Below are 21568 nucleotides of genomic sequence, written 5' to 3' on the forward strand. Positions count from 1 at the left end.
TGAAAAAATGCAAAATCTTAATGAATTTCAAGTTAAAGAAATTATTAATGATTATATTAAATATTATAATACTTATCAAAAAATAAAAATTTAAATTATTTATCACTTTTAGAATATAAAAATATTAATAAATAAATTATTAAAACAAATGCCCTCAATTAAGGAGGGCAATTTGTATTGGTTTTTTATTCTTATGGTTAAAAAATAGGTTACATTAAAAAATTAAAATATCTATAAAATACATTATTTTGATCCTATATGATGTTTTAAAATAAAATTAGAAGTTTTTTAAAACTACTAATTAAAAATATAAAATTATTTAAAGGGCAATATTTTGATTATTTATTTTTTTATTAGTTATTTTATTTTCTTAATTTTTATTTTTTTAGATAATTACATAAAAAAATTATTTTATTTAAATTTTAGTATTGACATAAATCTATTTTAAGTTATAATAAAAGTAATTAATAAACAATTTATTTTTTTGTAAAAAAATGTTGTTCTTAAATTGATTTTAATTGTGTAAAATTTATCGGTTATAACATTAGATATTGTAATTTTTCTTGTTTTAGGCACGACTGCAGGGACGAGTTTACTTGTGTTGTAACCGAAGGTGCTACTGTATTTGTGCTTTTTAAATAGAAGGTAATAGAAAAATAGAAAGTTGATGAATAAAATAATAATGAATACTATTTACATTATTATTTTATTTTTGATAGAATGTTGGTATATTTAAAAAAAGGAAGTTATAATAAATGGAATTATTTAAGATATTAATTTTTATCCAAGGTTTGGTTGTTCCTTTTGTAATTGTTCCTATAAATTTGTATTTTATACACAAAAAAAATAAAAATCAAATTAAAAAACGTAATGTGGCATATATTGCAATTGCTTATTATAGTATTTTTACTATTATTTTACTTGGATCAGGATTTTTTTTCTTTTTAAATAACAAATGTGATATTATTAAAAATAAGGTTTATGCTATTCCTGATTCTCAAATAGGAACACAAGATGAATGGTTTCATAGCGAAGATAAACAAAGAAAAAATAATGATGATTATGATTATGATTCACACAGAATTGAATATAGTGAAGAAGAAAAAGAATTTTTAAAAAACAATAAAAGTAGTAAACTAAAATTTATAAGAAGAAATGGATTTAAATTAGAAGGAACACCAATGATTCATAGAAACTACATCTTCTATGGAATAGATGGACTTAATAAATGTCAAAACCCCGAATTTACTCCAAACCCACATGACCTAGCTCCATTTATCAGAAATCCTTTCAACAAATGGAAAGTAAGTGGTAGTCGTTTTGATTATTTTAACAATTTTATTACCTTAAATAACGATAATGATTCATATTTTGATGATATGTTTTTTCACTCTCCATCAAACCACAATTATCATATTAGCTACAAAGGACCTAAATACTTGCTCGAAAAAGACGAAGACTTTTTCGTTGACGAAGTACAAATGCCTTTCAATACAAACTCTACAAAAAAAAATATCTACTATATTCACTTCAATCCAGTTAAAAACTATATTACCCTATACACTCAAAAATGTAATATTATAAATGATTATTAGAAGAACAATTTATGTTGTAATTGATTTTGTTTTAAAATGTTTTTATTATTTATACAAATATTTTATTTTTTTTGGAAATAAAAATAACGATACAAAATAATGCAAAAAAATATTTTAAGATTATTTTCTTTTATTGAATTCCCTTCTAAATATGAATTAATTTAAGAGATAATGTTTTAAATATTTCTTTTTTTGATCATCTGATTTATTTTCTAAATTTTTATTTATTACAATAATTACGTAAAAAATTATTTTATTTATATTTTAGTGTTAACAATAGTCTTAATATAATAGTTTTATATACATGAAGAGTAATATATAATTATATACTGTTGTTATGTTTAAGACTAATTCTTTCGTCGTTTTAATTATAAAAAAAAGTTTAAATATCATTTACTATCAAGAAAAAGATTTAAAATACATCCAAACCTTTTTAACTAAAACCCAACAAGGATATCGAGTGAAAAAAATTCATCTTAAATATTTATATTTAAATAAAAAAATAGTTATTTTATTTTTTATTATATTTAATAAACATTTTTAATTTAATTCAATGACACTTTTATGACATTTTATCTCTTCCAAAAACCTTATACTAACAGAAGACTTTTTAACCAGTGATATTTTATATTTTATATTGATAATGATATTAGATATTATTGTTATCTTTTTCATAAATCATTATTGTTATTTTATATAAAAAAATTCTTCTTTTTTTAGAAATTTAACCTTTAAAACTATTTTCATTAATAAATAAATTTTAATTTTAAAATTAACTGTCTAACCAATATTAGTGAGTGTTATTTATAAAAAAATCGAATAAGTCTTTAAATAAATAATTAAAACTATTTTCTTAATAATAAAAAAACCTTTTATAGTTATATTATCAATATATTAAAAATATAAGGTCATTGGGTTTCAATGATTTATAAATTAAAACAAAAATTGAAATTATTACAAAAAATGCTTTTTCAAATTCAAAATATTAACAAAGAAATCGTTTTTAAATTAGTAAACCAATTTAAGAAAAATATAAATTTAACTACCATTTTAAAAACGATTAAAATAAAACAGAGCATTTATTTATTAGTTAAAAGTTAATCATAAAATCAAACTAAAACAAGAAAAATATAAAAAATCTATTAAATCTTTATGTAAAATTTATGAATATTTCTTAGGATATCGAAAAATTACTATTTTATACCAAAACATTTTTAATGAAAATCTTACTAAGAAAAAAATTTATCGCACTGCTACTAAAATGGCATTGATCGTCGTTTAAGAAGTGAAAACTAATAAAAAATAACATTATCGTTGTTTAAAAGATAATTGAAAAATAAAACCCCAATTTAATTAATCAAAATTTTAAAACTATTCAACCAATACAAAAACTATTTAAAGATAGTTTTATTACTCCTTTTTTCAACAAAATGATATAATTATAAAAAAAATTAATTTTGTAGGTAGATTTTAAACTTTTTTTTACCTCGCTATATAGCGTAAAAGATAAAATATCTTTTGCAACTAACAAATTATGAAAAAACATTAGGTACTTTTTTAATTTAATCAAAATATTTTATTAGTTTGTAAAGATATAAAATTATCAATTTATTTTTAAATTTTAAAGAACAATTTTAAAGACAAAAGTTGTTTAAAAAAAATACAACAGCTTATAATCGTTCAAATCAAGTACGAAAAATAGGTCCTTTCGACCATATTTCTACTTCGGCAACATCTAAAAAAGTTTAACCAAAATCAATTAAATGTTTAGAATGAGCATAATAAAGCAATTTTTGTAATTTATAGTGATTAACATCTATTTTTTTTAAATAAGCAATCAACAGCGGAAGCATAAATATAAAATATTAGAAATTCTTTTTAATTTAATCATTTAAAATATTCTTTTTTTGTTTTTACTTATTTTATTTATTGAGCACATTTATAATTAACACAAACTAAGCAGCATGAAATTTCATATATTTTCTTGCAAAAAATTAAAAATATCAAATTATCACAAATTAATAATTTTTTGATATATATATCCAATTGTGCTATATAACTAATTAAAGTGTGTTAATTAATAAAAATCAATCATATAATCCACAATTACTTAACTTTTTTAAAAAGTTTTTCTAGTATTCTATCTGCTTTTTCATCAGGTTCTACTTCCATAAATTGTTTTTTATGCAATAATTTATCAATATAAAACACTGAAGTTTTCTTTTGCTCTAAAGCTTCTTCAATAGTTGTTTTAATGTTTTGATGATGAAATTCTTGATTTTGATACCAACCTCTAATTACATCTAATTCATAATTAACCAAAACTTGTCCTTTATTTTTTTCAAGTAAATCAATAGTTTCTTGAATAAAAGTCATTTTTAAAGATTCTTGTTCTTTTTGAATTTCTTCTAAAAATAATTGTTCTAATTTTTTAAAAGTCGGTTTTAAGGAAAAAACTTCAATAATTTTATTATTCTTAGGTTCTTGAGAAAGTTCGAAAAAATTTTTATTAATTAATTTTTCCAAAATATGTTCAACTTCATTTTTACTTATTCCTGCTTTTTTAGCTAAATTATTAGAAGAAAAAACTCTTTTTTTGGAAAATTCTAATAAAAAAAATAAAATGGTTAATTCTTGATAAGTTAAACCTAATTTTTGATATTCTTGAATTAATATCTTTTCGATTAATAAAAAACCATTTTCATAAAGTTTTTGAAACATATAACCACCTTTATTAAATTTTGGCCATTTTAGCTAACGCTTGCTCCGCTGCTTTTTGCTCCGCTGCTTTTTTAGTAGTACCTGAACCACTTCCTAATAAATGTTTTTCCAAATACACTTCTGCAATAAATTTTTTAGAATGAGCAGGTCCTTGCTCTGACACTATTTTGTATTGAATGGTTTTTTTCTCTGATTGAATTATTTCTTGTAATTGAGTTTTGAAATCAACAATATCAATGATTTGAGATAAATAAGGGATAACTAATGTTTGAAATACTTGCTTAGCACAAAGATATCCTAAATCTAAATAAATAGCTCCAAATAAAGCTTCAAAAGCATCAGCCATAATGCTTTTATTATTAAAATCTTTATTCTTTTCACCTTTGCCCAACAAAAGATAATTTTGTAAATTAATATTTTGAGCATAAATAGTTAAAGATTTTTCACAAACCGCTTGCGCTCTTTTTTTAGTCATAATACCTTCATCTTCTTGTTTTTTTTGATATAAATAATCAGCCATTAAAAGACCTATAATAGCATCTCCTAAAAATTCTAATCTCTCATTATCTTCTTGTTGTAATAAAAATTTTTCATTAGAATAAGAACTATGAGTAAGAGCTTTTTGATATAATACTAAATTACGAGGAGTAATATTTATTTTTTTTAAAAGAGGTTTAATATTCATGATTTTTGCTGTTCTAAGAAATGAGTTATTTTTTGATTAATATTAGCTTTAATCATTTTTTGAGCTTGCAAAATAGCTTTACAAAAAGAATAAGCTTGTGAAGATCCATGGGCTTTAATCACAATTTGATTTAACCCCAAAAGCATGGCTCCTCCAATTTCACGAGGATCTATTTGTTTTTTAAAGTTGTGCAACTCTTTTTGAAAACATAATTTAGTAATAATTTTTTTAGCTAAATTTTTAGTCATAATTTGTTTAATATTATTCATAAAATTTAAAACTGCTCCTTCATAAGTTTTTAAAGCAATATTAGCAGTAAAGCCATCACTTAATAAAATATCAGCTGAAGTAGTTAAAAGATTTTGTGGCTCTTCGTTACCACTAAAATGAATATGCTTAGCTTGACTTAATAATTGATAAGTTTCTAATTCCACTGTACGCCCTTTATTAGGTTCTTGACCGATATTTAAAAGTTTTACTTTTGGATGTGGAATAGCTAAAATTTCTTGCGCAATAATAGTAGCGTAATAGGCAAATGCTAATAAATGTTGTGGTTTTAACTCAATATTAGCACCTGCATCTAATAAAATTCTGATACGATTATCAAATGAATTAAACATCGGAGCAATCGCTATTCTTTGCATTAAAGGTATTTTTTTTAAAATTAAATGACTGGCCAAAACTAAAGCTTGGGTAGATCCGGCCGAAACTACTCCTTGAACTTCATCATTTACAGCCCCTTGCAACGCTAAAAACAAAGATGCATTAGGTTTATTTTTTAATTGATCTCTAATGTTTTTATCATCCATTGTTAAAAAATAAGGAGTGTGTTTAATAATAATTTGATGATTTAAAAAAAAACATTTATTTTTAATAATAGGAGTGATTAGCCTTTGATCACCATATAAAACAATTTGAAGGGCTGTATTTTGATCTAAAGCCAAACAAACCCCTTTAACAATCTCTAAAGGAGCCAAATCACCTCCCATAGCATCTACTGCTATTTTAATCATAAAAGGACTCCTTTTTAATTAATTTCATTAAGTTATGTTTTTTTTGATTATATAAATTTGAATTATGTTATAATTTCTTATGAAAAAAAGTTCATTAAACTTAAAAATTAAGAAATTATATTTTCAAGTTATTTGCAAAAATAATTTTTTAAAATTTTTTAAAAAAGAGCAATCAATCGTCAATAAATGTTAAATTGCTTCAACTTAAAATGAATAATAATATATTATAATATTTAAGTTGAAGTATTAATGAAAAATTGTTTCATTTTTGAAGAATTCAATATTATTTTATCATATTATTTAGATATTTCTTTATTGTAAAGTTTTTTGAATCAATAATCAAAAACAAGAAAGGTTTCAATTAAAAGATGAATAATAAACAAAAAACAATTAAAGTAAGTAATATTTATTTAGAAGTACAAGCAAGATATTTAAAAACAACCGAAGGGAATAAAAGACAATGGTTGGCTCAAAATATTTTAGTTATGGTGGGTGACCAACAAGTTAAATATGATGAAGTTATTATTAATTTTACTCATATTGATGATGACAATCCTGAATTCTTTTTACAACCAGGACAAGTAATTAAGGTATTAGAAGGCGAAATAGAATTAAACAACATGAATCAAGCCCTTTTAAATATTAATATTTTTAGACAAACAGATGAACAAGAAAGAATCAAAATCAATCACATATAATTAGTGTTTATTTCTTACCTAGATCAAAACCTTAGACTTAAATTAAATTTTCCATAAAACCATCATTTTTGATGGTCTTTTTTTTATATCCAAATTAAAATCCAAATGAGTAAATACAATCATTGTAAAAAAAGAAACAAGACAAACCTACAATTAAATAATTCTTAAATTAATAATAATTGTTAATGAAGAAAGTCTTTAAAAGTATATCATATTGATTAACCTTATAAAAAAAATTATTATCAGAAGCTATACTAATGGTATATTTGAGAATAACATTAAGTTAGCATTTTTTATTTAAAAATAATTGAGCCACATTATTACTAGTTTTTTCTGCTACTTGTTGTAAAGAAATATTTCGCAAAAAGGCAATATGATCAGCAATAACTTTAATATAAGCTGGTTCATTTCTTTCTTTTTGAAAAGGAAAAGGAGTTAAATAAGGAGCATCAGTTTCTAATAAAATTCTATTTAAAGGTGTAGTTTTAGCAATTTCATGAGCAGCTTTAGCATTTTTAAAAGTAACAACTCCACCAATACCAATATAAAAACCTAATTCTAAAGCTTTTTGAACTTCTTGAACGCTAAAAACTAAACAATGAAAAACACCTCTTACTTTATTTTTATATGGCAATAAAAGACGATAAATTTTTTCAAAAGATTTACGAGCGTGAATAATAATAGGTAAGTTATGTTGAATAGCTATTTTTACTTGTGTTTGAAAAAACTTTTTTTGCAAAGCTAAATTATCTTGTCGATGATGTAAATCAAGGCCAATTTCACCAATAGCCACTGTTTGAGGATGATGAAGATATTTAAGAATATTTTCTGGTTTTTCTACAGTTAAGCAAGAGCAAGGATGAATGCCAAAAGCAACCATCATTTGAGGATAACGATGGGCTAAAGTAAAAGCTTTTTGATTACTTGCTTCATCCATACCTATCACAATCATTCTTTGCACATCATTTTGCAATGCTTTTGATAAAACTTGATCTAAATCTTTTTCATATATTTTAAGATTTAAGTGAGTGTGAGTATCAATTAACATATCATGTATCTTCCTTTTATGTTCTTCTTTGAATCATTGAAATGAAATAAATAAAAAGACCAACTTAAACAGCTAGTCTTTGATAATTTTAAAGTGATATAAGTAATTTTTAAGCATGAATAGGTTTATCAATAGCACCTAAAAGAGTTTCAAAAATTAATTCAGATAATGTTGGATGAGGGTGAATCGCTTCTGATAATTCATAAGCAGTTCCTTCTAATTCCATCCCTACAGAAATTTCACTAATTAATTCTGTAGCATTATAAGCATAAATATGCATACCCAAAATTTCTAAATGTTTAGTATCAACAATAAGTTTTGCAAAACCTTCTTTTTCCCCATCAGCCAAAGATTTACCGATAGCACTAAGATGAACTTTAGATACTTTATAATCAATTTTTTGTATTTGAGCTTTTTTTTCAGTAATACCAATAGAAGCAATTTCAGGAAAACCATAAATACATGAAGGAATACGTTGATAATTAATCCCATGAGTATTACCTTTATTCAAAGCATGCATCACAGCAATAATTCCTTCATGACTGGCAACATGAGCTAACATATGTTTACCATTAACATCACCAATAGCATAAACATTAGGAATAGATGTTTGTAAAAATTGATCAGTCACAATACTGTTGTGTTCCATTTGTAAATTAAGTTTTTCTAATCCTATTAAATTAGGTTTAGCGCCAGCAGCCATTAAAATAACTTCAGCTTCTTTAGTTACTAAAACACCTTTGTGAGTATATGTTACTTGATGTCCTTTGATGGTGTTGATTTCTATTTGGGTTAAAATTTTAATACCATCATCTTTTAATCTTTTAGTATAAACATCAACAATATCATCATCAACCCCATTTAAAATATTAGCTTGTTTTTCTAAAATAGTAACATCAGAGCCAAAAGTTTTATGAAGAGTAGCAAATTCAACCCCAATAACGCCACCACCAATAATAATAATATTTTTAGGATATTTATCTAATTGTAATAATTCTTTACTAGTTTTTAAAATCCCTTTTTTATAACTTTCTAAAGCCCCTTTGATAGGAGGAATAAAAGCAGTTGCACCAGTTGCAATAATTAACTTTTTAGTTTGTAAAATATCTTGATTAACTGAGATTTCTTGAGGTGAAAGAGCAGTTGCCATCCCATAATAAAGATCAATTTTATTTTTTTTCAAAAGAAAGGCAATACCATTAGTTAATTGTTCAACAATCTTATTTTTACGATTAAAAATAGCAAGCCAATTAAAAGATGGAGGTTGATTTACAATAATGCCAAAATCATTTGCTTTTTGTACATTTTGATATATTTTAGCACTTTTTAAATACGTTTTAGTAGGAATACAACCATAATTAAGGCAAATACCGCCTAATTTATGTTTTTCTACCAAAGCAACTTTAGCACCAGTTTGAGCCGCTTTAATAGCTGCTACATATCCCCCTGGTCCACTACCAATGACTACAATATCATAATTTTTCATAATTAGTTTATACTTTCTTATTTAATTTAGAAGCAAGAAAGCGGGTGAAGACAGTAATTCTTTAATTCTTTTTAAAAATCTTCCTCCATCAGCCCCATCAATAATACGATGATCAACTGTTAAGGAAAGTGGTAACATATCAGCTATAATAATTTGATTATTGTCTACAATTGGTTTTTTAGAAATTTTACCAACTCCTAAAATAGCTACTTCAGGATGGTTAATAATAGGGGTGCCATAGTTAAGTTCTAAAGATCCAAAATTAGTAATAGTAAAGGTTCCATTTTGTAATTGTTCTAATTGAACTTTTCTTTCAATAGTTTCTTGAGCTACTTTTTGTAATTGTTTAGCTAATTCTAAAAGCTGTAATTTATTAGCATTTTTAATATTAGGAACAATTAAGCCATCTTTAGTATCTACTGCAATTCCTAAATTAATAAATTTTTTTAAAATAATTTCTTCTTTTTTATCATCGTAACTAGCATTAAAAAGAGAGAATTTTTGCAAAGAAATTGCAACAGCTTTCATAATAAAAGCCATAAAAGTAAGTTTAATCCCTTCTTTTTCTGCTTGCGGTTTAACTTGTTTTCTTAAAGTAACTAAAGCACTAACATTAACTTCATCCATTAAAGTAACTTCAGGAATAGTACTTTTTGAAAGAACCATTTTTTGGGCAATTGCTTTTCTAAGACGAGAAATCTTAATAATTTCAGGAGCTTCTAAAGTAGTTGTAGCTGTTAGAGGAGTTACTATTTCAACATGATAATTGGAAGTGTCATTTTGATTTGATTGCTTCATGATATCTTCTTTTAAAATTTTTCCTCCCAAACCAGTTCCTTTAACAGTTATTAAATCAATTCCTAATTCTTTCGCTATACGTCTTACTAATGGAGTTGCTAATATTTTGTGAGAAGTGGTGGTATCAGAATAAGTTGCTACAGACTTAGATTCCTGAACAGTTGTTTCTTTTGGAAGAGTTACTGTTACTTTATTACCCATAGTACTTGTTTTTTTAATATCTTTTTTGCTATCCCCTGGTTCTTGAATTAAAACTAAGGTTTCCCCAACATTAATCACATCACCTTCTTTATGAGTCATGTTAAGAATAGTTCCTGCAACAGGAGCCGTTAATTCAACATCTAGTTTATCGGTTTCTATTTTAACTAAAACATCACCTTCTTTAATAGCATCTCCTATTTTAAAAAACCACTGAGTAATGGTGCCTTCATGAATACCTTCGCCGACATCAGCAAATTTAAATTCAAACATAATTTTCTCCTTGGGTTTTAATTCTTTTATTAAATACTATTATTCTGAAACTACTTTATTAATGGCATCAGCTATTTTAGCAGGACTTAAAAATTGATAATGTTCTGCTTTAGCCAAAGGCATAATAATATCATTACCAGTAACTCTTGCTGGCGCAGCTTCTAAATGAAGGAAAGCTTTTTCATTAACTAAAGCAATTAATTCACCAGCTGGTCCATAAGTTTTACATGCTTCATGAACTACCAAAAAGCGACCTGTTTTTTTAACTGAATCAATCACAGTTTCACGATCAATTGGATTAATACTTCTTAAATCAATTAATTCAACTGAAACCGTATCAGCTAATTGTTTAATCGCAGTTTGAGTTTCTAACACCATCGCCCCCCAAGCAACAACAGTAATATCGGTTCCTTCTTGTATTATTTTAGCCTTACCAAAAAGAACTTGATAATCATGTTCTGGAACTTCTTGTTTAAAACCACGATAAATACGTTTTGGTTCCATAAAAATAACTGGATCAGGATCATTAATAGCTGCCATTAAAAGACCTTTAGCATCATAAGGATTAGAAGGTATAACAACTTTTAAACCAGGAACAGAACCTAAAATAACCTCTAAACTTTCAGAGTGATGTTCCAAAGATTTAACACCACCACCAACAGGAACTCTAACTACCATAGGAACACTACGAGTACCACGACTACGATTACGCATACGAGCAGCATGAGCAAACAAATCTTCAAGCCCCACAAAAATAAAACCATCAAATTGAATTTCAGCTACTGGTTTTAAACCATTTATAGCCATTCCAATAGCGCTTCCTATAATTGCTGATTCAGCAATAGGAGTATTAAAAACTCTGTTTTCACCATATTTATCTTGTAATCCTTGAGTAACTCGGAAAACTCCCCCTAATTTGCCAACATCTTGTCCAAAAACAACCACATTAGGATCTTTTTTTAATTGACTATCTAAAGTTTGATTAATTGCTTGCAGTAATGTCATCAAAGCCATGATTATTTACCTTCTTTTCCTTGTGTTTTTAAAAAAGCTCGACATTCTTCTAATTGTTCTTCTAATTGAGGAGTCATTGTTTCATAAGTATATTGAAACACATCTTTGACATCAATTAAAGAACCATATTGTTCTACTTTTTGATGAGCATCAACTACTTCTTGTTTTGCTTTTTCTTCAATTTCTTTCACTTGTTCCAAACTCAAATAACCTTTTTTTATTAAATACATTTGGAAACGCAAAATTGGATCTTTTTTACGCCATTTCATTTCTTCTTCTTTGCTGCGATAAACAGAAGCATTATCATTAGTAGAATGAGCTTCTAAACGATAAGCTATATTTTCAATTAAAATAGGTCCTTGTCCTTCACGAGCTCTTGTGATAGCTTCTTTAACCGCTACATAAACAGCTAAAATATCATTACCATCAACTTGCATGCCAGGAATACCAAAAGCATAACATTTTTGAGCTAAAGTTTTAGCTTGTGATATATTTTTACGAGGATTAGAAATAGAATATTGATTATTTTGAATCAAAACTACTAAAGGGACTTGAAAAACCGCAGCATAATTAAGCCCAGCATTAAACTCTTCATGAGCAGTTCCACCATCACCAATAGTTGCAATAGTAACCTCTTTTTTATTTTGGTATTTACTTGCAAAAGCTAAGCCAGAACCTAAATTAACAGAAGAGCCAATAATAATATTAGCTGGCAAAAGACGCAATTTAGGATCTATTTGAGAACCTTTTTCGTTACCATACCAATAAAGATAAAATTGTTCTAAAGAAACTCCCCGATAAAGATAAATACCAGCATCACGATAATAAGGCGAAACCCAATCTTGTGGTTCTAAAGCAGCTGCTGCTCCAACTTGAGAAGCTTCTTGTCCCGAATTAAGCAAATAGTTCCCCATTCTACCTTGACGTTGATATTTTAAAGCTGCTAGATCAGCTTGTCTTCCTAAAACCATTATTTGATACATTTTTAATAAAGTATTTTTATCAATTTTGGGTTCTAATTCGGGTTTAACGATATTTCCTTGAGGATCAAGAATTTGTAATTGTTTTTCTTTTAAAGGATCATAAACGTTAGTTAACATGATAATACTCCTATATTCTTTATATTTTTTGAATTTAAATATTTTTTTATTAAAGTCTTTATGTGTTTAGGATTGAATTAATTAACTATAATTATCAAATAATTTTTTCAAAAGTAAATGAATATTTTTTGATAATGATACATTTACAACTAAATTGTACTCCAAAATAAAAGTTTTGTCAAAAGAAAATAATTTTTTTTTGAATTTTTATGTAATTTATTGTCGTTTATCTGAAAAGGATAAGCTACACGAAAATGGAACTAGTTAAGAACAACACTTTTTAAGAAAAAAATATAATTTTTTCTCAAAAAACAAATTGTTTATTAATTACTTTTGTTATAATTCAAAATAGATTTGTGTCAACAAGAAAAATATTTATAATTTATTTTAATAGTTTTTAAAGACAAAATCATAATATAAGTATATATATATATGCTATAATTTGTATATTTAATATTCCAATTTTATTATAAAATTCTTTTGTTTTAGTAATATAAATTTGTATTAACTTCTGATATTTTTTTAATTAATTCTTTTTTAATCATTTTTGGTTTTTTTTCATCTAATTTAGTTTTTAAGTTAGTTATTTGGGGGATGAAATTAATTATTTTGTTGGGTTGGAATTTGATGGATTTAGTTATATCGCCAGTGTTGGGATCGAATTTCTTTGATGTAGTCAATTGTTCCGTTATTGTAGTAGTTCGTTGTTTTTGTGGGGTTTCCATTATTTGAGTTAAATTCATCGATGTAGTAAATTGTTTTGCCGTCGCGTTTGTATGAGGTTTCTTTGATTAATTTATTTTGTTTATTGTATTCTTTATTATTTTTCATTTTTATTCTCCTAGTTTTTTAATAGTTAATATTTGTATTATTTGTTGTAATATTGTTTTTTTGAGAGTTGTTTGCATCAATTAAAAAATGATTATATTTTAAATGTTGGCAATTTGAATTAGTGCAATATTGATATTTTTTTAAATAATGTTGTTGAACGTTTTCGAAATATGAAATTGGTTTTTGTTCGATTAAATCTAATTTGTGATTTGATTGATTTGATTTACGATTTAATGCAGTTTTGAGTTTGATGTCTAAATAAAAAATTATATTAAGTTTAATTAGAGAATGATTGATTATATTGGTTAGTTATTTTATCATCGTAATCAATGTAATTTGCTTTACTTTGGTAAGTATAAGTAGAATCAAATCAACGTTCGATTAAAAGATGATATAATCTTGTAATAAAGATGAGGTGATGAGTTCTTCTTGGGTTTGTATCATATTTGCTAAACTTAACAAATATTTTGTTTTAGGGGTAACTTTTGGATGATGTAAAAAAATTTCTAATTGTATTACCAAGACATGAATCTCCTAAACCTTGGATAGTTTTAACCAAATTGTTAGTTGATTGTAAATGATGTTTGAGTTTAGAAATCAAAGTTGTTTTTCCGCTATTATCTAACCCTTCAAAACTAATTAATTGATTTTTCATTAGAATGAACCATTTTTTTAATTAAATTAATTCGTGAAAAAGGGATGAATTGGTTTTTTAATAATGTTTTCATGAAGTTATTTGATTATTTTGAAAAAACAGTTAATAACTTGGTTGATATGTTGAACTTTACCGTTTTTGATTTTGTTATTTAATCTTACAGATTCGATTATATTATTATTTAATAAATAAAATTCAAAGCGAGTATCTAGTTTTTTGAGTTGTTGTCCTTCTATCATGGCTTGTTTATATCGGTCACGGAGACAATTTTTGAAATTAAAGGCCATTATTCTTTTCTTTTGAGTGAATAAAACTAAATCAAATTTATTGTCGGGAATAAAAAATAAATAGGCTTGAAAAGAATAGGTGATAAGTGAAAAAAGTTATTTTCCCTATTTGTAAAAAACTTAAAAAAGGAGATTCAAAATGGCAAGAAATATCAAACGTTATTATTCTAAAATAAAATTTTTTAAAAGAAAAAAAATTGACCTTAAGGTTTTTTTTATGTATTGGTTATTACCTGTTTTAGGCATTATTATTCCTGTTTGCATTTTTTTAATCTCATAAAGGTTATATTTCAATCACTAAGTAAGAAAAATAAATAAAGGGAGGTTTTAAAATGACTTTAAGACAAATATTAATCCTTATTGCTTTAAGTGGTATATGTGTTTTTGTATTGTATAAATTTGGTTTTATCGTTCTTGATAGTACTAAAATTACATGGATTAAATAATTATTTATTTGTAGGCAATATATCAAATATTGCCTACAAAATAAAAAAATGAAGGTTTTAAAATGAAACAATTAAATAAAAAACAGTTACAAATAATTAGATATAATAAAGGTTCTTTAAATATTGTTGCAGGTACTGGAACTGGTAAGACTACGATTTTAATTGAACGTGTTAAATATTTAATTAATAAATTAAAAATTTTACCTAAAAATATTTTAATTTTATCTTTTAATAAAAATACTGTTAATGATATTTATAAATGTTTTCCTATTGATATTAAAATTATGACTTTTCATGTTTTAAGCACTAGTATTTTAAAAAAGAATATTGATTTATTAAATAATAAATATAATTGTAATTTTAAAATTATGGATGAATTAGAAACTGAATATGCGATTAAAAATGTTTTAAAATCGGGTATTAAGTTATATCAATATATTTCCTCTTTTTCTAATATTAGATATACTATTTCTAAAATTAAAAAAAAAATTTAATTAATCAAGATATTTTAAAAATCAATAAATTATTTAGTTATTTTTATTATAAATATATTACTTATTTAAAAGATAATAATTTAATGGATTTTGATGATTTAAATAAATATGCTTATCAGTTATTGTTAGATAATCAAAATATTTTAAATGATTTGCAAAATAAATATGAATATATTTTAATTGATGAAATCCAAGACATAGATTTTTATCAATATCAATTAATTAAACTTTTAGCACAAAATACAATTCTTTTTATTGTAGGTGATTTAAATCAAAGTATATATGGATTTCGTGGTTCTAAAAATATTTATATTGAACTTTTACAAAAAGATTTTAATATGTTAACTTTTTATTTAAAAACTAATTATCGTTCTTGTAATGAAATTACAAAAATATCAAATTCATTAATTGATGAAAAATATAGACTTGTTTCTTTTTTAAATAATAATAGTAAGGTTTATATATCGCCATTTTATTAATAGTTATTTGGAAAATCTTTTTTTTATTATTGAAACAATTAAAAATTTAATTAGTAATTATGAATATAAATATAGTGATATTGTTATTTTTATCGTAAAAATTATTTAGCTACTAATTTAAAAGATGTTTTTTTGGTTCATAATATACCTTATTTTATTAAAGAAAATAAAAAAGATATATTTATAGATAAAAAAAATGTTTTTAAATTTGGATCAAATTTAAAACATATAGAAGTAAAAAATTTTATTAGAAATATTTTAGAAAAAAAAATAGAAAAATTAAAACAATCAAATCCTAACTACACTAAATCTCAAGAAGAAATTAAACAAAAAAATAAAACAAAAATTCCAGAATTAATAACTATTCCTTCTTAAAACACTTTTTCTTTAAAATTCAATAAATAAAATTGTATAATAGTAGTAATTAATTTCTTTAAAAGATAATATAAATTAATACTATTATCGGAAAGGCATTAAAAAAAATTAATTTTTTTAAAAAACATTGGGTTGTTATTTTGATTATTATCGTTTTAGGAATAATATTTATTATAGGTTTTTTTGAAGGTATCAACGAAGCAAAACAAGAACAAAAATCATTATCAAATCATCACGAAGAATTAGAAGATAATAAAGAAAACCAAACCAATCATCAAGAACAAAACGCGACACACAAATACCAAAATCTAAAATCAAAATAACTAAAGCAAAATATGATAAAATTGCATCTTATATCTTATCTGAAAACGAACATTAAATTTTACCATTCAATAATCTTACACCAGAAAAAACAACTGTAATTGAAGAAGCAAGAGCTTCGCAAAAACAAACATTAAGTTTTAGAAAAAGAAAATTAGAAAGTATAAACCAATATCAACAAGAATGCGATTATTATAATAAACAAATAAGTGAACTTAATCCCCAAGATGGATTTGATGAAATCAAAATTAAAACATTAAATGGTATGTTGTCAGATACCATCAAACTAAGAGATTCATTACAACGCAATTATGATAAATCTTTATTAAAAGACAATCAATACACCCTATCCTCCCTCAACTCCCTCTACGAAATAACCTCAGCCGAAGAATAAAAACAAAAGGAGATTTGATTTATGGTTCAATTAAACAACCAATTTAAAATAATTCATCTTTGTTTAATTACTTTTCTAGAATTATTATTTATTTTTAATAATCATCAAGTAATGGCGATGGGTAATAAACATAGTAATAATAATGAAATTTCAAATGATGAAGAATATTCTTTGTATATACAAACAGAATTGGCAATACAAAATGAATTAACAAATTTCAAACTTGATAATGAAAAAAAACAAGAACTTTTATATAAACACAGTTGTATTGCAAAAGAAATAAAAAAATATAACAAAAGGAAAAATAATAACCAATTACCAATTGATCGCCAAGATCAACCAGAAAGTTCTCAACAGAATATAAATCTATCAACAGAGGATGATAGTTGTTTATCTGATGAAATTCAATATATAAATTTACCAAAATATGATTCTAATAAAAATGCTTTTGATTGTCCAGAAAGTTCTAAAAAAGATTTGAAAAATAAAGGAGATTTAATTAATGTTTAAATCAAAAAAAAAAAAAATTAAAACAATTTATCTTTGTTTAATTGCTTTTATAGGATTATTATTTATTTGTAACAACCATCAAGTAATGGCGATGCAAAACTCCCAAGCAAAAAAATTTGGTAAAACAAACAATAATTTACAAATAATTTATAATATTAATATTTCTCAAAATAATTCCTTCAAAAATAGTTGTTATATTAAAGATAAAAACTTATCATTAGAAGATATGTCAAATAATATAAATATATTAAATTCAATTAAAAAAATTTTAAAAAAAGATAAAGAAAATTGGTCCAAATTAAAAAAAAGTAATTCTATATAAAATTAATAATAATTTTATTTAAAAGCTCTCCCCAGGGTATTTTTCTTTTGCCCAAAACCACCGCAATAACAATCCGCTAGGCCATAAACTCACTCAATACCAAGGAGGAAAATTAAACATGAATCAAACAAAACCCCTAAAAAAGTTCTTTTATTAACTATTTCTTTATTAATCTTTATATTATCCCATAATCCCATCTACGCTCACAGCTATTTTCAAAAACAAACAAAATCTAAAATAAAACTAACAGACTATGAAACCCTCCAACAAGAATGGTTAAACACCCAACCTAAATTAAAAAGATACGACATTAACGTCCTAGATAAAAAAGATATCCCTAACATCTTAAAATATTTCGATATCCAAACTTCCACCTATGGCCTTGAAGAACCATTATACAATCCTTATAATAAACAATTTTTTTATCCTAAATTCAAAAACCCTCCTCAGGGCCTTTTAGGAGTATACTTTAAAAAAAATAGAACTAATCATTTTAATATCAAATACCCTTGTGATGAAGATTACGAATATACTCTCGAAAACCTTTTAAAATACGAAATCGCCATCGAAGAAGCCTTTATCTTTTGGGATGCCAAACAAAAACCTAACGAAGATAACCCTAATATACAATTAATAGTCTTTAATATCTTTTTTTAGAAAATATTTTTTTCATTAAAATTTTTCTCCCTTTGTTTATTGATATTCAATATTTTAACACATAAACATTATCAATATTATCTTTATCTTTGCCAATGATTAAAAAACAAATGTTTTTATAAATTGAATTTAATTTTTTATTATTATTTTCTAATTTTGAATAATATTCATTATCAAAATAACTTTTAAAATAATTAAATTGAGTTAATTCTTTTATCTTATCTTTGATAAATTTTATTTTTTCTTTATTATCTTTTAAATTATAATTAATTTTAGCAAATGTATAAAAATAAAAAAGGAGAATAAAATCATCTAATAATATCAGAATTAAAAAAATTATAACCAAATTCCTTTAATTCACGATTAATAAAAGCTATTTTTTGTTTTTTTAAGGTTTTTTAATCTATTATCTTACATTGATAAAACAAAACAATAAAGATATAAATTAGTAAAATGAGGAATACAACCTAAACGAAAATTAGTAATTTTAAAAAAAATAAATTATTTTGATAAGGAATTTTTAATTTTTTCTTTTTCAAAATTACTTAAACTTTTATTATTATTAATTGAATTAAACATTTTTTGAGAATAAAAAAAATAATTTAACATCTTTTTTTATTTATTGTAAATTCATTTAAAAATAACATAATTATTTTTTCTTTATAATTTTATATATAAAATAATAAGCTTAGTCACTTCATTTATCCGTCTTATCAATCCTAACTCACAATATAACATTAAACCCAAAATCTCACATAAAAAAATCCTTTTTTTACATTCGATTTTGGTGTACTTAATGTTTTTATATATTGTGAGGATTGACAAGCGGATGAAGCGACCAAGCTCTCTTAAAAAAGACACTTTTAATTATATGAGGATTAAACAAGCGAAATCCACAAACACAGGTCTAAAAAAGAATGAAGAGGGAGACGAAGGGAAATAATACATTACTTAATATATCTTCCCTTCTTGCTGAGTATCAACTTGATTAATTATATTAAATTGTAAATCCTGCATCTTTTAAATCTTTAACAGTTGCTCCCAAGCTTTTATAATAATTAATATTTACTCCATTAATTTTATACCCAATAATACTATTATCTTTTTTTCTTTGTTTAATTTTTTGTTTTTCTTTATCGCGCAAATAAATAAGAAATATTACCTTCATAATCTTTGTTTTGATAAATCTCAACTTTTAAACGTTCATTTTCATTTTTTAAATCCCTATTTTCTTTTTCTAAATTTTCATTTTTTTTATGCAATGAAACATTAAGTTCTCTTGCTTTTTGTTTAATATCTATATTTTGTAATTTACGTCTTTCCTCAGTTTCTAAATGATAACGATAAGCAGCTGAAGCAATTAACAAAAAACAAAAAATTAAAACACTAGTAATAATGATAAAAGGGATAATTGTATAATGTTTATTACCAATTTTAAAAATTGACATTTTTCAAAACTCTTATACTTTTTTTCATTATTAAAAATAATTAAAGTATTATTTTTATCATCTTTAAATACCAATAAATAAATAAAATTCATTGCAAATGATAAAACAAAACTTAATATTATTATAACATTTTTCAATAATAATAAACATATTTTAAGAATAATTAAAAGAACATCTAATATTCTTAAAAGAATTTTAAATAATAAATCACCTATTTTAGAAAAATCTCCTAAAATAAATATTTGAATTTCTTTCATAAAATAAATAACAATACCACCAATAGTGGCACTAAAAATTAATTTTGCTATTTTTTTTAATTTTTCCCAAAAACTATCATCAGGATTTAATTTTTTGTAACTAAAAACTTCAGTAAAAAATATTTAAACAAAATCCTTAATTTTTGAAAAAATTTCTAAAATATCAATTAAAAAATTAAACAAAGAAGAAAATAGTTTTAAAGGATAAATTAAAATAGTTAGTTGTTCCCATATAAAAAAAAATATCACTTTAATAAAATTAAAAATATTAATAAAATTTTTATTCCAACCAACCTCATAATTAAATAAAAAAGATGGTTTAGTTAAAAAAATATTATAAAATAAATCATATAATAAATAATAAAAATCTTTTAAAACATTAAAAGTAAATAAATATTTCAGAAAATCAAAATTTAAAAAACATTTTCATTATCTTCTATATTTTCTACTATTAAAGGATTTTTTAAATTAGATAATTTTTTTTTTAATTCTAAATTTTCTTTTAATAATTTATCTAAATCATTTGATTCATCTTTTTTATTTTCTTTATCGTGCTCTTTTTCATCAAAAATACCTTCGGAAAAATTAAGACCACCATGTTCTCCAAATTCTTTAATCATTCTTTGAACACGTTCTTTATATATTCCTAAATAATTACCCATATGAAATACTATTTAATGCTCCAAATTCTTTAACAGTAATCGAACCATTTTTAATATAATAATTAACTACATCTCTCAACTCATCACTAAATTCATATTTATTTCTTAACTCTTTAAGATATAAATAAAACCAATAAACAAAAATACCAAAAAAAACAGAAATTAAAGAAATAAATATTTTATACTCAAAAATATTAATAATTATTTGTTCCAAATTCAATTTAATTATTCCTTTCTAAATTAAATTAAAAAGGCGAACCATCATTAAAATCTGATTTACCTTTTTTAACAGTTTCTGGTATTTCTATATTATCAGCAAAAACAACATAATAACGAATATCTTTGCCATCCTTATTATATTTAGTTTCTCTTAAATTACCTTTAATGGTTGCAAAATATCCTTTTTTAATTAATTTTAGAATTATATTCAACAAAAGCAGTGATATAATGCCAATCAGTCAAATATTCATATTTATCATTAATTTTAACTGTTCTTTTAGTAGATAATGAAAAATTAATGACAAAAACTTGATTTTTGATTATTTTAATTTGTAGGTTTTGCCCAATATAACCACTTAAAATTACTATATTAATTTTTTTAAATTCCTTTTATTTTTATTTTCTTTAATAAAATCATCAATAATTCTTTCGATATCTTTTTTATATAAATAATTAGTTCTGTTATAATCAATCAAAGAGTCTTTTAATTCCAAAATAAAATCACTTTTTTCATCATTTGATATTATTTTTATTTCTTTATTTTCGATTTCATTTCTTTGAAAAAAATTAATATATAAAAAA

The 21568-nt window shown here is 23.5% G+C and carries 26 protein-coding genes and 2 pseudogenes; 10 read left to right on the top strand and 18 right to left on the bottom strand.

Translation table 11 applies throughout. The features are described 5' to 3' along the window. Window positions 1–755: 755 nt before the first annotated feature. Window positions 756–1595: a hypothetical protein gene (locus tag J8J04_RS02005; RefSeq protein ID WP_212331714.1), complete on the top strand. Its 840-nt coding sequence runs from the start codon at window positions 756–758 to the stop codon at window positions 1593–1595. A 2106-nt stretch (window positions 1596–3701) separates the two neighbouring features. Here the strand turns inward: J8J04_RS02005 and J8J04_RS02010 are convergent. From J8J04_RS02010 to plsX, 3 genes are read right to left on the bottom strand one after another with little or no spacing between them, the layout of a single operon-like run. Then, window positions 3702–4316 (bottom strand): DnaD domain protein, encoded by a 615-nt coding sequence (locus J8J04_RS02010; RefSeq protein ID WP_212331718.1) that lies wholly within the window; start codon window positions 4314–4316, stop codon window positions 3702–3704. A 13-nt stretch (window positions 4317–4329) separates the two neighbouring features. Next, window positions 4330–5001 (bottom strand): ribonuclease III, encoded by a 672-nt coding sequence (rnc, locus tag J8J04_RS02015; protein ID WP_212331721.1) that lies wholly within the window; start codon window positions 4999–5001, stop codon window positions 4330–4332. Further along, the gene (gene plsX, locus J8J04_RS02020) at window positions 4998–6014 is read right to left on the bottom strand and encodes a phosphate acyltransferase PlsX (RefSeq protein ID WP_212331724.1); all 1017 of its coding nucleotides are present in this window, start codon (window positions 6012–6014) and stop codon (window positions 4998–5000) included. Before plsX ends, rnc begins: the two co-directional genes overlap by 4 nt. A gap of 368 nt (window positions 6015–6382) precedes the next feature. Here plsX and J8J04_RS02025 point away from each other — a divergent pair, with 368 nt between their 5' ends. After that, window positions 6383–6712, top strand: coding sequence for a hypothetical protein (locus tag J8J04_RS02025; RefSeq protein ID WP_212331727.1), 330 nt, complete (start codon window positions 6383–6385; stop codon window positions 6710–6712). A gap of 283 nt (window positions 6713–6995) precedes the next feature. Here the strand turns inward: J8J04_RS02025 and J8J04_RS02030 are convergent, their stop codons facing one another. The 8 genes and pseudogenes from J8J04_RS02030 to J8J04_RS03170 all read right to left on the bottom strand — a co-directional run. Next, entirely contained in the window at window positions 6996–7760 is a 765-nt protein-coding gene (locus J8J04_RS02030) for a TatD family hydrolase (RefSeq protein WP_212331730.1), read from the bottom strand. Between the two features lie 109 nt (window positions 7761–7869). Continuing rightward, a complete protein-coding gene (gene lpdA, locus J8J04_RS02035) occupies window positions 7870–9246 on the bottom strand; it encodes a dihydrolipoyl dehydrogenase (protein WP_212331733.1) in 1377 nt (458 codons plus the stop codon). A 21-nt stretch (window positions 9247–9267) separates the two neighbouring features. After that, on the bottom strand, window positions 9268–10515 hold the full coding sequence (locus J8J04_RS02040) for a dihydrolipoamide acetyltransferase family protein (protein ID WP_212331736.1): 1248 nt from the start codon (window positions 10513–10515) through the stop codon (window positions 9268–9270). A 39-nt stretch (window positions 10516–10554) separates the two neighbouring features. Next, a complete protein-coding gene (locus tag J8J04_RS02045; RefSeq protein ID WP_212331739.1) occupies window positions 10555–11529 on the bottom strand; it encodes an alpha-ketoacid dehydrogenase subunit beta in 975 nt (324 codons plus the stop codon). A gap of 2 nt (window positions 11530–11531) precedes the next feature. Continuing rightward, window positions 11532–12629: a pyruvate dehydrogenase (acetyl-transferring) E1 component subunit alpha gene (gene pdhA, locus J8J04_RS02050; protein ID WP_212331742.1), complete on the bottom strand. Its 1098-nt coding sequence runs from the start codon at window positions 12627–12629 to the stop codon at window positions 11532–11534. 633 nt (window positions 12630–13262) lie between these two features. Continuing rightward, entirely contained in the window at window positions 13263–13460 is a 198-nt protein-coding gene (locus J8J04_RS03375; RefSeq protein WP_212331745.1) for a DUF2963 domain-containing protein, read from the bottom strand. Between the two features lie 2 nt (window positions 13461–13462). Then, window positions 13463–14115: pseudogene (gene tmk / locus J8J04_RS03380) on the bottom strand (dTMP kinase). After that, window positions 14096–14471, bottom strand: a pseudogene (locus tag J8J04_RS03170) (hypothetical protein); the annotation flags it as partial. The pseudogenes tmk and J8J04_RS03170, both read right to left, overlap by 20 nt. A gap of 70 nt (window positions 14472–14541) precedes the next feature. Here J8J04_RS03170 and J8J04_RS02065 point away from each other — a divergent pair. The 8 genes from J8J04_RS02065 to J8J04_RS02100 all read left to right on the top strand — a co-directional run bounded on the left by J8J04_RS02065 (window position 14542) and on the right by J8J04_RS02100 (window position 17743). Then, a complete protein-coding gene (locus tag J8J04_RS02065; RefSeq protein ID WP_212331832.1) occupies window positions 14542–14682 on the top strand; it encodes a hypothetical protein in 141 nt (46 codons plus the stop codon). A 228-nt stretch (window positions 14683–14910) separates the two neighbouring features. Beyond that, window positions 14911–15342, top strand: coding sequence for a UvrD-helicase domain-containing protein (locus J8J04_RS02070; RefSeq protein ID WP_212331748.1), 432 nt, complete (start codon window positions 14911–14913; stop codon window positions 15340–15342). A 20-nt stretch (window positions 15343–15362) separates the two neighbouring features. After that, window positions 15363–15821, top strand: coding sequence for an ATP-dependent helicase (locus J8J04_RS02075; RefSeq protein WP_308705538.1), 459 nt, complete (start codon window positions 15363–15365; stop codon window positions 15819–15821). A gap of 132 nt (window positions 15822–15953) precedes the next feature. Continuing rightward, window positions 15954–16196: a hypothetical protein gene (locus J8J04_RS02080; protein ID WP_212331751.1), complete on the top strand. Its 243-nt coding sequence runs from the start codon at window positions 15954–15956 to the stop codon at window positions 16194–16196. 140 nt (window positions 16197–16336) lie between these two features. After that, entirely contained in the window at window positions 16337–16519 is a 183-nt protein-coding gene (locus J8J04_RS02085) for a hypothetical protein (RefSeq protein WP_212331754.1), read from the top strand. A 263-nt stretch (window positions 16520–16782) separates the two neighbouring features. After that, entirely contained in the window at window positions 16783–16911 is a 129-nt protein-coding gene (locus J8J04_RS03275; RefSeq protein ID WP_263972010.1) for a hypothetical protein, read from the top strand. A gap of 21 nt (window positions 16912–16932) precedes the next feature. Next, window positions 16933–17421 (top strand): SVM family protein, encoded by a 489-nt coding sequence (locus J8J04_RS02095; RefSeq protein ID WP_212331757.1) that lies wholly within the window; start codon window positions 16933–16935, stop codon window positions 17419–17421. After that, complete coding sequence (locus J8J04_RS02100; RefSeq protein WP_212331760.1) at window positions 17414–17743, top strand: SVM family protein; 330 nt, start codon at window positions 17414–17416, stop codon at window positions 17741–17743. Before J8J04_RS02095 ends, J8J04_RS02100 begins: the two co-directional genes overlap by 8 nt. Window positions 17744–19397: 1654 nt before the next feature. Here the strand turns inward: J8J04_RS02100 and J8J04_RS02105 are convergent. From J8J04_RS02105 to J8J04_RS03280, 7 genes are all read right to left on the bottom strand, one after another. Beyond that, on the bottom strand, window positions 19398–19544 hold the full coding sequence (locus J8J04_RS02105) for a hypothetical protein (RefSeq protein WP_212331763.1): 147 nt from the start codon (window positions 19542–19544) through the stop codon (window positions 19398–19400). Further along, on the bottom strand, window positions 19534–19848 hold the full coding sequence (locus J8J04_RS02110; protein ID WP_212331766.1) for a hypothetical protein: 315 nt from the start codon (window positions 19846–19848) through the stop codon (window positions 19534–19536). Before J8J04_RS02110 ends, J8J04_RS02105 begins: the two co-directional genes overlap by 11 nt. A 670-nt stretch (window positions 19849–20518) precedes the next feature. Further along, window positions 20519–20767: a hypothetical protein gene (locus tag J8J04_RS03180; protein ID WP_225885825.1), complete on the bottom strand. Its 249-nt coding sequence runs from the start codon at window positions 20765–20767 to the stop codon at window positions 20519–20521. Next, window positions 20760–20987, bottom strand: a complete 228-nt coding sequence (locus J8J04_RS03185; RefSeq protein ID WP_225885826.1) for a hypothetical protein — start codon at window positions 20985–20987, stop codon at window positions 20760–20762. The genes J8J04_RS03180 and J8J04_RS03185 overlap by 8 nt, the downstream gene beginning before the upstream one ends. Window positions 20988–21012: 25 nt before the next feature. Beyond that, on the bottom strand, window positions 21013–21201 hold the full coding sequence (locus J8J04_RS02120; protein WP_212331769.1) for a hypothetical protein: 189 nt from the start codon (window positions 21199–21201) through the stop codon (window positions 21013–21015). Then, window positions 21173–21361, bottom strand: a complete 189-nt coding sequence (locus tag J8J04_RS03385; RefSeq protein WP_212331826.1) for a single-stranded DNA-binding protein — start codon at window positions 21359–21361, stop codon at window positions 21173–21175. Before J8J04_RS03385 ends, J8J04_RS02120 begins: the two co-directional genes overlap by 29 nt. Further along, entirely contained in the window at window positions 21352–21480 is a 129-nt protein-coding gene (locus tag J8J04_RS03280) for a hypothetical protein (protein ID WP_263972011.1), read from the bottom strand. Before J8J04_RS03280 ends, J8J04_RS03385 begins: the two co-directional genes overlap by 10 nt. Window positions 21481–21568: the final 88 nt, after the last annotated feature.

This window comes from 'Fragaria x ananassa' phyllody phytoplasma, assembly GCF_018274325.1.
In the GTDB taxonomy this organism is placed as follows: Bacteria; Bacillota_I; Bacilli_A; order Acholeplasmatales; family Acholeplasmataceae; genus Phytoplasma.